Source organism: Ktedonobacter sp. SOSP1-52 (assembly GCF_016587395.1).
This window is the reverse complement of sequence record NZ_BNJH01000001.1, coordinates 1,883,151-1,895,682: the sequence shown is the minus strand read 5'-3', so window position 1 is coordinate 1,895,682 and position 12,532 is coordinate 1,883,151. Positions and strand designations below refer to the sequence as shown.

Genomic DNA, 12,532 nt, shown 5'->3' with positions numbered 1-12,532 from the left:
TCCGCACTCTGAAGAGAAGGATGATACGAACAAAGAGGTTTCCTTATGAGTACGACCAAGACGCCCCACGCTGGGACATGAGTGTGGTCTACCCGGGCCTGGATTCGCCCGAATTTCACCAGGGCTTTGCCCATTTCGCGCAGCAAGTAGCCGACCTTGTTCAGCTTTTCGATGCACATAGCATCCAGGCTCGGGAAGCCTCAGAACTCAATGACGCGACGGTGCAAACGTTTGAGGAAGTGACGATGCGTTATAACGATGTGCTGGAGGAAACGACCACCCTGGGCACCTACCTGGGCTGCTTCGTCACCACCAACACGCAGGACACGCTCGCTCGGGCCCGTTACAGTGAATTTCAGCAGCAGGCAGTCAACCTCTCGCAGCTTGTCACGCGCTACACCGCCTGGATCGGCTCGCTCGATGTGCAAGGCTTGATTGCCTGCTCACAACTAGCTCGTGAGCACGCCTACATGCTCCACAAAGCCGGCGAGCAAGCGCAGCACCTTATGTCACCCGTCGAAGAGAATCTGGCCGCTGAACTCAAATTGAGCAGCGGCGCGGGCTGGGAGAAATTGCATGGCGACATCACCTCACAAATGCTCGTGCCCATCGAGGTGCAGGGTGAGCGTCAGGAATTGCCCATGAGCGTCATGCGCACCTTGGCCTTTGATCCCAACCGCGAAACACGCCGTGTGGCTTATGAAGCCGAACTGGTTAGCTGGAAGAAAGCCGCCGTACCCTTGGCCGCCGCGCTCAATGGCATCAAAGGCCACGTCAATACGCTCTCGCGCCGCCGGGGCTGGAACTCGCCGCTCGACGCATCGCTCTTTGACTCCAGCATCGATCAGGCCACACTCGAAGCTATGCTGACTGCCACGTGCGAGTCCTTCCCCGATTTTCATCGCTATCTGCGCGCCAAGGCTCGTGTGCTCGGTCTGGAAAAGCTTGCCTGGTACGACCTTGGCGCGCCCGTAAGCAAGGAAAAGCAGACCTGGAATTTTGACGAGGCCCGTGACTTTATTGTTGAAAAGTTCGGCACCTACTCGCAGCGTCTCTCGGACTTCGCAGTCCGCGCGTTTCGCGAGAACTGGATCGACGCTGAACCACGGCCCGGCAAAGTTGATCGCGCTTACTGCGTGCCCCTGCGCCGGGACGAATCGCGCGTCTTCCTGAACTTTCAGACCTCGTTCAACAGCGTCAGCACGCTGGCCCACGAACTTGGTCACGGCTATCACGAGCTTAATCTGGCCACGCGCACCGCGCTCCAGAAAGAGACACCCTTGACGCTGGCTGAGACCGCCAGCATCTTCTGCGAAACCATTATTACCCACGCCGCCCTGGCCAGGGCCGACAGAGAGGAGCAGATCGCCATTCTGGAGTCCTCGCTCCAACGCTCGTGCCAAGCCGTCGTGGACATCACCAGCCGCTTCCTCTTTGAGAGCCGCGTCTTCGAGCGTCGCAAGCAGCGCGAACTTTCCGAGGATGAATTCAACGAACTGATGGTAGAAGCGCAGAAGGAGACCTATGGCGACGGGCTGGACGAGAACCTGTTACACCCCTACATGTGGGCCATGAAGCCGCACTATTACTGGTTACACCTCTCGTTCTACAACTACCCGTATATGTTCGGCTTGCTCTTTGGTCTCGGTCTTTATGCTCGTTACCAGCAAGATTCAGAAAGCTTCAAGACTGGTTATGATGACCTGCTCTCCTCGACGGGACTGGGAGATGCTGCCACGCTGGCCGCACGCTTCGGCATTGATGTGCGCTCCGCCGCCTTCTGGCGCTCCAGCCTGGACATTGTGCGCAAGAATATTGATCTATTTGAGGAATTGACGCGCGCATAGAGGGAAAGCCGGAAGCGCAGCCTGTACACGCCAGACCAGGCCGCATTGCTCCCAGCAGAGCAGGTAAGCGGCTCGACCCGGGGTACACAACGCAGCGGCAATCCTCTGTCTTCGCCTGCCCTGCCTGGGAACTGGAAAAACTGCCTCATTTATAGCGTACGTTTTGCCTGCCGTAATTGAGAGACTCCTATCTGGTTTAGTTTTTTATCGCGAGGTCAGTAAAAGGTTCTCCAGCTCCTTCTTCTCCAAGTAGCTAGCTTGGAGCCCTCCCTCATGAAAAGCATACCTAAATTCTTGTATATATTTCAAGTAGTAAGCACATTTTATTACTGTCTGTCCGGGTGTTGGATGTATTTACTACTTCCCCTGTTGATAGCACTTCGGAGGCCCTCTTACTCAATAGAGCCCAATTTACAAAACGGTGGATTACTGAATTGATTGCTCCTTTTGGGCGCTCTCCTCCTCTTTTTGTAAACGCAACGGGCACAGATTTTCCAGGGAACGCCCGGATTGCGGTGCGAAATGGTAGTCGCCAATCAGGCGAATATGCTCCCATCCGGCCCAGCGCTACGTAAACTGCCATGGGACGCAAAGTAGCGGGCATTGTTCACTTTGACAGATTTTATCTGGCTTTTCGGGCAAGTAGTTTTGATAGACGAGTACTGAATTGCCGAACGGAAACGGAACAATCGCCATTTTTGACCAGATGCTAGCTTGAATAATCGGCTTTTGAGCTTTTTGCAAAGGTACTAGTTCCGACTCACTCTGAATCGGGAACTACCAATAAGTTCCAGTACAGCTTATGCATGTTTTTAACTGCTACGCTGCCTTTCAATGGTATGCTAGCAAATGACAAATTCTGTATGAGCCGTCATGTTCAGCTTCATTTTTCTCATTGGCACTTGGCACATCAGCCGCAATAGAACGTTCTTTGCCCCCTCCTCGTATCTTCTCAACAGAGAAGAAAACATTGGATATCGTCGTAGAGGGGACTGATGAAGCAGCACCACTGGAAATGCCGCCAGCAAGGAGTTGAGCACCTCCATGCCCTCTCTCGCTGGGATCAGGCCTACCAATGCCTTCTGCGATGGACGAATGCCCCGCAACAGAGGCCAGCCAATCAGGAGGAAATCGATGAACATCGCAGTATATGTTCGAGTCTCGAGTCATCGTCAAGTTCAGACGCAGACCATCGAGCAGCAATTGGAACGATTACAGACACATTGCCAGTGTGAGAACTGGTTCTGGGAAGACGTCCAGATTTTTCGAGATGATGGCTACAGTGGAGCTAGCCTCAAACGACCAGGGTTAGATCGGTTACGGGATCAGGTGGTCAGAGCCACCTTTGATCGAGTTCTTATCACAGCACCAGATCGTCTCGCCCATAAATATGTGCATCAAGTCCTCCTCGTTGAGGAATTGGAGCGAGGGGGCTGCCAGGTGGAATTTGTGGAGCATCCCATGAGTCAGGATCCTCACGATCAGTTGCTGTTGCAAATCCGAGGAGCAGTGGCCGAATATGAACGTACACTCATTGCTGAACGGATGCGTCGAGGCTGTTTGCAAAAATGCGCGGGCAGGGACGATGCTTCCCTGGAGCCGTCCTCCTTATAGGTATCGCTTAGATCCTGATCATCCACGGGATCCATCAGGAGTCCGCCTTCAAGAACCTGAAGCGGTCCATGTGGCAGAAATCTTTGCGTATTATCTGGAAAAGGGGCATGGCTTGGAGCAACTCGCCAAGCACTTACATCAGCTGGGGATTCCTACCCCTAATGGAAAGTCGCATTGGAGTCTGACGACCTTACGTGACGTCTTGAGGAACCCGGTTTACGCCGGGACCGTGTATGCGGGTCGAGAACGTGTTGTCGAAAAACATCGTCGTTTTTCCCCTTTGCAACCCATTGGGCGTCGATCCAGTACGCAAGAGACGCCCTCTGATGAGTGGATTGTGGTGGGGCAGGTGCCAGCGATCGTTTCACAGGAGCAATTTGATCGAGTCCAGGCAAAATTGGCAGACAATGTGCGCTTTGCCCGTCGTAACAATACCTCTCATCAGTATCTGTTGCGTGCCTTAGTCAGTTGTGGTCTGTGTCACCTTTCCTGTTTGGCTCGGATGAGTTCTGGACATGCCTACTATGTCTGCCGAGGAAAGCAGGGACCCATCCGTTCTCGACGAGAGGAATACTGCCATTCTCGTTATATTCCTGCTGGGCAGTTGGATACATTAGTCTGGCAAGACCTCTGTGAGGTGCTGCAACACCCGATCGTCATTGAACAGGCGCTACAGCGAGCGCAAGCAGGTGCATGGCTTCCGCAAGAACTTCAAGCTCGCCGAACACAGGTCCGCAAAGCACGTGGCACACTTTGTGGACAATTGGAACGATTGACAGAAGCCTATCTTGCCGATGCGTTTCCTCTCGGAGAATACAAACGACGGCGGCAGGATGTGGAACAGAGGCTGGCAGCAGTGGAGGCGCAAGCGAACCAGATTGAAACGAGTATCCAGCAGCACATGGAGTTGATTCCTATCACTGATTCGATCAATGAATTTTGTCAGCGCATTGGTTGTGGCCTCTCTCGGGCCAGCGTTGAGCAGAAACGGCAATTGGTCGAATTATTGGTCGACCGTGTTGTGGTCACTCCTTGGTGAGGTGGAGATCCGTTATGTGATCCCCACCTCACCAAGGAGTGAGCGCATCCGTTTTTGTCATTTGCTTACAGACTATTTCATGACAGCTTACGTAGCGCTGGGCCCAGTCCGACATCATTCTTTTGTGCGTCAGGTGGTATCTGCGCTATTCGCTCAGCTATCGGGACCTTGAAGAGATGATGCAGGAGCGAGAGTTGCATGTCGATCACACTACGATCTACCGCTGGGTGCAACACTACACCCCCGAACTGGAGAAGCGCTGCCGGCCGTATCTGAAAACCTGCAATGACTCGTGGCGTGTCGATGAAACCTATGTAAAAGTGAAAGAGGTGTGGATGCACCTCTATCGAGCCGTCGATTCAGATGGCCAAACTCTGGAGTTTCTCTTGCGTCCGACTCGCGACGCCCAGTCCGCTCAAGCCTTCTTCCTCAAAGCGCTCGCATCGACTGCTCGTTCGGTTTCTCAAGCGGACACGCTTAAAAAGCAGGCGCCCCAGTCCATAGCTCTGGCTGATCCCAACATCATGTCAGCCCCTCGGGTGGTCAACGTGGATAAAAACGCTGCCTATCCGAAAGCGATGGCTGATCTTAAAGTCGCAGGCATCTTGCCAGCATCGGTCGAACTGAGACAGGTCAAATATCTCAACAACCTGATCGAACAAGATCATTGGTTTATCAAACGGTTGACCAAGCCTGGGATGGGCTTTTTTCTCGTTCAAGACAGCCTGGCGAACACTGCAAGGATACGAGATGATGAACATGATGCGGAAAGGGCAAGTCAGAGGGGGGTATTGTCAACTTGTTCGTGGGGGATGAAATATATTGATGAGCTATAACGAGGAGAGCGCTGAAGGGCAACGAGAGGTGAGGATGTCTTTGTGGTTAGGCGACCAGTTTCACACCGGTCACTTCATTCCATTGCTAGAATTGATCCTGTAAAGTGGCACGGTATTCTCGTGCATTCAAACAGTGACGTCGCGATTGGAACTGTCCCGAGATGGGACCGAACGCGGAAAGAAAGCGTTGCACCTGTTTGGCTGATTTGAATGTGCGCATGTTCTTCTCACGCAGTCGCGTGAGTTGGTGCGAGTTTTCCGCGCGGTTGTTCAATCCTTTGTGCTGCCGATGCTCCACCCCAGGCAGGATCTCACGCTTGGCTGCACCATAACTCCGGAGTTTATCGGTAATAACCACTCGAGGAACGTATTGCAGCCCTTTCAGCAGTTTACGAAAAAATCTCTTGACGGCCTTTGTGCTGCGTCGGCTCTGCACCAGGATATCAAGCACGTTGCCATGCTGATCCACCGCACGCCACAGAGAGTGCTGCTTCCCATTGATCTTGAGAAAAACCTCGTCCAGATGCCATGTGTCACCACAACGAGGGCGACGACGACGCAGCTCATTGGCGTAGGTCTGCCCGAATGTGAGGCACCACTGACGGACCGTTTCATAGGTGACGAGGATTCCGCGTTGTGCCGGAAGCTCTTCGACATCGCGAAAACTGAGCGAGAAACGAAAATACAGCCAGACAGCATGGCTGATGATTGCAGGCGGAAAGCGGTAGCCTTTGTAGTAGGGAGGAGTGGTGGTTGTTTTCATGAAGCTATTCTAGCATAGTGTTCAGCTACGTCCCCAAGTTGACAATACCTGCGGGAGTCGTATTTGGATTCTCCATTATTTCTCCTGTTATTGGAGGATCTACCTCTCCAATCTGCGCCACATGGGAGGCTCCTCCATTGATGCGGTGTCAAGCTTCAACGCTTCCAGCGCAGGGATTGAATTGGGTAATCCTCATCGAGCCTAGTATATCTATACCTTTTAGAGACTATCCCTTGCCACCATTCCCAGTACAACAGAAGGACGCAAAGCAACGCGACTCCAGCGCCTCCAATCAGGAGCCCATTCCCGGTCCAACTTGACCAGCCATTCAGGGAATAACTTTTAGGAGGTTCTGTCAGAACGCAGAGAGAGGTTTTGTAAACGTCAAGGGGATAGTGAGCCATCCGCTGATGGAAAAGTGAGCCACCTCCTTGCCATTTAAACCGTCAGGGCCTGCGAGCTCTGTTGCTGCAAGCTCTGACGGAAACGAAAGCTTTCGCCTTCCATAGCCAGAATGTGGCTGCGATGCACCAGCCGATCTAAGAGCGCCGCCGTCATTTGCTCATTGCCAAAGACCTGCGTCCACTGGGCAAAGGCGAGATTCGAGGTGATGGCAACGCTGGCCCGCTCATAGCGATCACTGAAGAACTGGAAGAGCAGTTCAGCCGTTGGCTTGGAAAAGGGCAGGTACCCTAACTCATCCACTAAGATCAGATCAAACCGACGATACGAAGCCAGCAAGCGTGGCAGTTTTAGCTCTTTGTGTGCAACTTCCAATTCGGTGGCTAGCGTGACCGCTGGTCGAAACAACACCCGATAGCCAGCCAGGCAGAGCGCTCTTCCCAAGCCCATGAGCAGATGCGTTTTTCCAATCCCACTGGGGCCAATGAAGAGCACATTCTCGTGCGCCGCCAGGAAGGCTCCTTGTGCGAGCTCCAATACCTGGACCTTGGGGATGCAAGGCACCTGGGAAAAATCAAAGTCCTCCAGGCGTTTCTGGTAGGGAAAGGCGGCGGCTTTGAGCCGTTGGCGCAACTGCTGCTCGTGCCGCTGAGCCAGTTCGCCTTCAAGCAAGGCTTGCAAGTAGCCGAGATAGCCTAACCCGCGCTGCTCAGCTTCGCGAGCCAGCGACTCACAATCTCGTGCCATCCGGTTCAGATGCAGTTGCTTGAGATAGGTGATCACGATGTCATTGCACAGCGTTTCTGTCATGGCTGCACCTCCAACAAACGATTGTAGGCACAGAGATCTGGCAAAGGCGTCACCCTCTGGTAGGCTGGATACGCTCGTGGATCAAGAGGCGGAACGGGAGGTTGCTGGACGCTGGCAACATTGAGCAGTTGCCGCACGGTATCCGCACTCCAGCCGCCTTGGGTGCGTGCCTGGGTAAGAGCCGTCTCGACGGTCTCCACGGAGTGCGTCAGACACAGGTCTAGCAGGCGAGCAAACTCGCGATTGCCATCAGCACGATGAGCCACCAGATCCAGGCGTGCCGCTTCAAAAGCTGGTGGGAGCTCTCCATGCCTCAAAGCCGAGGCCCAGGGAACAGCAAAGGACTTTTTCAGGAGTAAGGGGACGTAATGGCGCCAATCCTCAATCACCTGGCGTTTTTCATAGCAGCGAGGATGATCAGCGACGAGTTCCCCACCTGCATACAGACGCACCCGGAAGGGGTCTGCTTTGAGCGTTAAGCGCTGATAGGCATACTGAATGGGAACGGAATAGTCGTTGGTTTGGAAGCGCACGCGTCCTGTCGAGTGTGCCAGCACTTCCACGACCAGCGCAAGCTCCGGCGCATGTGTTGGTAGGGGCCCGAGTGTCCTGCGCTCAAAGGCCAGGCGAGCGGCAATAGAATCGGTCTGCCTGGCCATCGTGCGCTGCTGATCGGAGAGGCAACACGCTCCTAGATGCACATTGATGGCTTCCAGATCAGTGCCCTCGGGAAGCGGCACGAGGTAGTTACGACGAGCATAGCCCACCAAATTTTCGACACTCCCCTTCTCCCAACCAGCATGCACATTGGCAAAGAGCGCCTCAAAGCGATAGACACTTTGGAAGTGTAGGAACACATCGTGCTCGCGGCGGCTATGTCCTTGCAGCACTTGGAGCACTGCTGGTTTGAGGTTGTCGTAGACCGCGATGCGCGGCACGCCTCCCCAGAATTCAAAGGCATGGCGCTGGCCGAGGAGAAAGGCTTCTTGCCGTTGAGTCGGGAAGCATTCCACAAACATTGCCCCCGAAAAGCGGAGCCGCCCGACCAGGAAAGGAACTTTGGCGACCTGACCCTTGAGCTTGATGGTGGCTTCACCGAAATCAAACTCTGCCCGCTCTCCAGGCGCAAAGTCGAGCGGGACGTACACCGGCTTCGACGACGTTCGCAGTTCCTGCACGAACAGACGTACGGTAGATTCTCCGATAGGAATACCGAGCGTGCGCAGCTCTGTCCACATGCGGTGGGCCGTCCAGCACTGCTTGGGAGCCCAGCGCTCAAGCCACTCATTCTCTTGAAGCCATTTCTGGATATGTGGCAGTGCCGCGTCACGCACAGGCGTTTTGGTCGGTGCCTGACGCTGATACTGACGTTCATTGGTCGCTGGCTCCTCCGCAAGGAGCCTGGCAACCGTATTGCGTGAGAGCCCAAAGTGGCGGGACGCTGCCCGCTGGCTCTTGCCCTGGATCAAGACCCAGGTGCGAATTTCATCTCGAAGTGCCACGGGATACACCTTGTTTTCCTCCGCTCGCTTGATTTTTTTCAAGTGTAGCGGATTCTTGGGAACATGGCTCACTTTTCTGGTAGCGAGTGGCTCTCTATCAGTCTAGCGTTTACAGGTTTGTCCTGGAGATCGTTTGCGAGGTATGATAAGAACCATTACCAACCGGAGAAGGAGTGCTTCATGCCTTGCCCACACTGCGCCTCAGTCACGACCAAAGAACAAACTCAGAAGACCACGCTCGGCTATCGGATGTTCCGTTGCTCTCCTTGTGAGCACCTCTTCAACGAGCGGACAGGAACTCCGTTCAACTTCCTGGAATATCCCACCGATGTGGTCCTTCTGGTTGTCCTGTGGTGGCTCCGGTAGAAGTTGAGCCTGCGAGATCTCGCTGAAATGTTTCTTGATCGAGGCTTAACGTTCACCTATGAGACCGTTCGGGAGTGGGAAAGGCGATTTGCCCCGCTGATTACAGAGCAATTGCGGACCAAACGGCACGGACAAGCAGGACAGTCATGGTACGTGGATGCGCACCCACGTCAAAGTGAGAGGAAAATGGTGTTCCCTCTATCACGCCATTGACGCACATGGCAACCTGGTTGATTCACGCCTCAGCGAGAAACGGGATATGGAGGCCGCTCAACAGTTTTTCAAGCAGGCACTCGCCGTTGTTGGTCATACCCCTGAACGGGTGACAACGGATGGGCACGCCTCCTACCCACGAGCAGTGCGTGAAACGCTGGGCGCTCATGTGCTCCATCGAACCAACAACTATCTCAATACTCGCCTGGAGCAAGACCATCGGGGAGTCAAGCAACGGTAGTATCCCATGCATGGCTTCGGAAATGTTGACTCGGCTGCTCGTTTCTGTTCTGCTTTTGACGAATGAAGGAACTATCTCTGCCCTCGCTCCACCAAGGGAGAACCATCCTCACGCTCAGAACAGCGGCGAGCTTTCCTTGATCGGCTGACAGCCTTGAAGACATCGGTACAAGCAGCCTCCTCGCAAGAGACCGCAATATCCTTAGCATTCGATTTCCACAATGAGCTTCTGTGTTCTCAGTTCTGACAGAACCCAACCCAAGCACCGTCACCAGGTCGAGGCATGCAGTAGAACATGCCTGCATGATGGTCTCTACAGAGTCAGCGCCTAGCCACTTCCGTCCCCGCCGTTTCCCGCTCGTATTGGCCTCGGTGAGCAAAGAAGTCGGCCGCGCTGTGCAAGTGCGCGTGACGCGCCCACCACCACCATTGGTCAGAAAACGTGCGGCCAGCAGACAATGCCTTGACAAATGGCCCTCGTCACGTTATCATATTTGTATGTACGACCAAACAGAAAAGAAACCGAAGAAAACCTGGACGCACCAGCAAGATAACCGCCAGCGCCTGGTTGACGCTGGCTATATCCTTCTCTCCGAGAAAGGCATTGACGCCACAACGGTCAAAGAGATCGCGCGCAAAGCCAACGTCTCACCTGGTCTGTTCCATTATTACTTCGCCTCCAAGGATGAACTGCTATTGGCTGTCATTTATGAAGCAGGGGCGCGCTTTAATCAGCAGTTGATGCAGGAGTTGCGGAAGCAGTCAAGCGAGCACACGTTCGCGGATGTGGCAATGCTCGCGGTTGCTACTGTCAGCCGCGAGCATACGGCGTGGTATCGGCTACGCTATGAGCTCTATGCTCTCGGCTTGCGTAACCCGGACTTCCTGTCCGCAATAGGTGAGATGCTGGCAAAGGGGCGGCAGGGCATCGCGCAGACGATTCAGGAGCAGATGGGTATCGATGAGACACGAGCGCAGACCATCGCGGCGGTGTTCCACGCCTGCACTGATGGACTGGCCCTGCAACAACTGGCACAGCCCGGCCTCGACCTTACGGCGGCATATGAACTTGTTCAAGACTTGCTTACAACGGAACCGGCGCCTGAGAAGTAGTTTTTTTACATGTGAAATTGGCTGGTCATACAACCATATAAAGTGAGAGCACTTGAAGAAAGGGAAGGCATTTATGATACCCATCTCACAGAACAACGATGTCGTGACGACCATTAATACGTTCACATTTGAGCCGGAGAAACAGCAGAGAGGACTGGAACTACTGGTTGAGATCGCGAGGATGCTCCAAATGGAAGTGCCTGGCTTTGTCTCGGCCAACTTTCACACCAGCGTCGATGGTACGCGTGTAATGAGCTACGCGCAATACAGTAGTTATGAAGCGTTACAGGCTGCCACTGCAAAGGTGTTTGAGAAGGCGGATACGCCGCTACTAGTTGAATTACGCCAGATTGCAACGCCGGATTCGCGTGAGTATAAGGTTCGCGCTATCCTTGAAGGATAAAGGATGTATATATGGCCAAGATATATCGACACACATTTATACGGCAAGCGGGCAATGTCCTGGCAACGACCTTTGCCCGCGCGGGATTGAAGGTAGGGCCAATACATCTGCTCACGGTGCGGGGACGCAAAAGCGGTCAGTCACGCACTACCCCTATTGCGGTTGTCGAGCAGAATGGACAGCGCTATCTGGTTGCTACCTTTGGTATCGTCAACTGGGTGCGCAATCTACGCGCGGCAAAGGAGGCAACGCTCACACTTGGGCGCCGTTGCGAGACCATCAGCGTCGTCGAGCTCGTGCCAGAGGAGGCGGCACCTATTCTGAAGGAATGCATAGGCGCAGGTGGCCCTATTACACAAGGCTACTTCGACGTGACGGCCGAATCCTCGCTGCAAGACTTCGAGCGCGAAACCCTGCGACATCCAGTGTTTCAGATATTGACAAAAAAGGGCTTTAGCCTACCGCAAGCCGCAGGGTTAAACCCCTAGCGGTGAGGCGTCTGCGGCTTGAGTTCTTGTTCAAGTTGCCCGGCTGTAGTGCGTATGGCATTGTCAACTTACGAAAAGAAATAAAGAGCGGGCCGTCAGGACTCGCTCTTTCGCGCTCATAGGTTGTGTTGCAAGAAATAAGGAGAGAACATGGTGAGTGTGAGTGTGTCTCTCAAATGTTTTTAGGCGATCACGCCGAACAACCGGGCGACGAGTGCCACCTGCCCACCTCCATCACCTTTTGCCACTCCTTGCAGTTGCCCTTTCCTGATCATGTTCATCATCTCGAAGCCCCAGAGTGTTCGCCACTCTGTCTCGAACGAGAAAAAGCCCATTCCTGGTTTGGTCACCCGTTTGATGCGCGCGATGATCCTGCTCGATCAGGCTGTTGAGGTATTTGACCTGCCGTAATGTAGAGGCATCATGAATGTGTCCTTCCGCCTGGAGTTCGTGAAACGCTTTGGGATAGGCAGCGTTTTTGTCGACATTGATCACGCGTGGCGAGTTCACATGAGATGTAGTGAGGGTTTTGAGAAAGAAGCACTTGGCAGCACCTCCATCTCTGGTTGAACTCAGCCAAAAATCGAGCGTCTTTCCTTCCGAATCGACAGCCCGATACAAATACATCCACACCTTTCTGACTTTTACATAGGTTTCGTCAACACGCCAGGAATCCGTTGTTGCCCTCACATAGGGCCGGCACCGTCGTTCCAGCTCAGGTGCATAGCGCTGCACCCAACGGTAAATAGTGGTATGATCGACCTGCAGTCCCCGTTCTCGCATGATTTCTTCGAGATCTCGGTAACTGAGCGCGTAGCGTACATACCAGCGGACGCACAGAAGGATGATGTCAGCCTGAAAATGACGCCATTTGAACGGGGACTGCTCGGTCATAT

At 53.9% G+C, this 12,532-nt stretch carries 9 protein-coding genes and 3 pseudogenes; 8 read left to right on the top strand and 4 right to left on the bottom strand.

The genetic code is table 11. The features are described 5' to 3' along the window. Positions 1–20 precede the first annotated feature (20 nt). From JMJ16_RS08800 to JMJ16_RS08790, 4 genes and pseudogenes are all read left to right on the top strand, one after another. Positions 21–1,847: a M3 family oligoendopeptidase gene (locus JMJ16_RS08800; protein WP_201380386.1), complete on the top strand. Its 1,827-nt coding sequence runs from the start codon at positions 21–23 to the stop codon at positions 1,845–1,847. A 1,134-nt stretch (positions 1,848–2,981) separates the two neighbouring features. Next, positions 2,982–3,461 (top strand): recombinase family protein, encoded by a 480-nt coding sequence (locus JMJ16_RS53835; RefSeq protein WP_236601299.1) that lies wholly within the window; start codon positions 2,982–2,984, stop codon positions 3,459–3,461. Between the two features lie 70 nt (positions 3,462–3,531). After that, a complete protein-coding gene (locus tag JMJ16_RS53830; protein WP_236601297.1) occupies positions 3,532–4,500 on the top strand; it encodes a recombinase family protein in 969 nt (322 codons plus the stop codon). 113 nt (positions 4,501–4,613) lie between these two features. Then, a pseudogene (locus tag JMJ16_RS08790) lies at positions 4,614–5,316 on the top strand (IS6 family transposase). Positions 5,317–5,421: 105 nt separating this feature from the next. On the opposite strand, the gene JMJ16_RS08785 reads toward JMJ16_RS08790, so the two are convergent. The 3 genes from JMJ16_RS08785 to istA form a co-directional block, all read right to left on the bottom strand. Next, entirely contained in the window at positions 5,422–6,099 is a 678-nt protein-coding gene (locus JMJ16_RS08785; RefSeq protein ID WP_201380384.1) for an IS6 family transposase, read from the bottom strand. A gap of 438 nt (positions 6,100–6,537) precedes the next feature. Next, the gene (istB, locus tag JMJ16_RS08780; RefSeq protein ID WP_201380382.1) at positions 6,538–7,311 is read right to left on the bottom strand and encodes an IS21-like element helper ATPase IstB; all 774 of its coding nucleotides are present in this window, start codon (positions 7,309–7,311) and stop codon (positions 6,538–6,540) included. Beyond that, the gene (istA, locus tag JMJ16_RS08775; RefSeq protein ID WP_201380380.1) at positions 7,308–8,813 is read right to left on the bottom strand and encodes an IS21 family transposase; all 1,506 of its coding nucleotides are present in this window, start codon (positions 8,811–8,813) and stop codon (positions 7,308–7,310) included. Before istA ends, istB begins: the two co-directional genes overlap by 4 nt. A gap of 180 nt (positions 8,814–8,993) precedes the next feature. Here istA and JMJ16_RS08770 point away from each other — a divergent pair. The 4 genes and pseudogenes from JMJ16_RS08770 to JMJ16_RS08755 all read left to right on the top strand — a co-directional run bounded on the left by JMJ16_RS08770 (position 8,994) and on the right by JMJ16_RS08755 (position 11,636). Further along, a pseudogene (locus JMJ16_RS08770) lies at positions 8,994–9,879 on the top strand (IS6 family transposase). Between the two features lie 56 nt (positions 9,880–9,935). Beyond that, positions 9,936–10,745, top strand: coding sequence for a TetR/AcrR family transcriptional regulator (locus JMJ16_RS08765; protein ID WP_201380378.1), 810 nt, complete (start codon positions 9,936–9,938; stop codon positions 10,743–10,745). Between the two features lie 73 nt (positions 10,746–10,818). Then, on the top strand, positions 10,819–11,148 hold the full coding sequence (locus JMJ16_RS08760; RefSeq protein WP_201380376.1) for an antibiotic biosynthesis monooxygenase: 330 nt from the start codon (positions 10,819–10,821) through the stop codon (positions 11,146–11,148). 11 nt (positions 11,149–11,159) lie between these two features. Next, positions 11,160–11,636: a nitroreductase family deazaflavin-dependent oxidoreductase gene (locus JMJ16_RS08755; protein WP_201380374.1), complete on the top strand. Its 477-nt coding sequence runs from the start codon at positions 11,160–11,162 to the stop codon at positions 11,634–11,636. A gap of 182 nt (positions 11,637–11,818) precedes the next feature. Here the strand turns inward: JMJ16_RS08755 and JMJ16_RS08750 are convergent. Beyond that, positions 11,819–12,530, bottom strand: a pseudogene (locus tag JMJ16_RS08750) (IS6 family transposase). Positions 12,531–12,532: the final 2 nt, after the last annotated feature.

What these genes read in the sequence shown, in the direction of transcription:
- istB (WP_201380382.1), bottom strand. Translation starts at nt 7,311, where the DNA reads ATGACAGAAACGCTGTGCAATGACATCGTGATCACCTATCTCAAGCAA.
- JMJ16_RS08755 (WP_201380374.1), top strand. Translation starts at nt 11,160, where the DNA reads ATGGCCAAGATATATCGACACACATTTATACGGCAAGCGGGCAATGTC.
- JMJ16_RS53835 (WP_236601299.1), top strand. Translation starts at nt 2,982, where the DNA reads ATGAACATCGCAGTATATGTTCGAGTCTCGAGTCATCGTCAAGTTCAG.
- JMJ16_RS08765 (WP_201380378.1), top strand. Translation starts at nt 9,936, where the DNA reads ATGATGGTCTCTACAGAGTCAGCGCCTAGCCACTTCCGTCCCCGCCGT.
- JMJ16_RS08760 (WP_201380376.1), top strand. Translation starts at nt 10,819, where the DNA reads ATGATACCCATCTCACAGAACAACGATGTCGTGACGACCATTAATACG.
- JMJ16_RS08800 (WP_201380386.1), top strand. Translation starts at nt 21, where the DNA reads ATGATACGAACAAAGAGGTTTCCTTATGAGTACGACCAAGACGCCCCA.
- JMJ16_RS08785 (WP_201380384.1), bottom strand. Translation starts at nt 6,099, where the DNA reads ATGAAAACAACCACCACTCCTCCCTACTACAAAGGCTACCGCTTTCCG.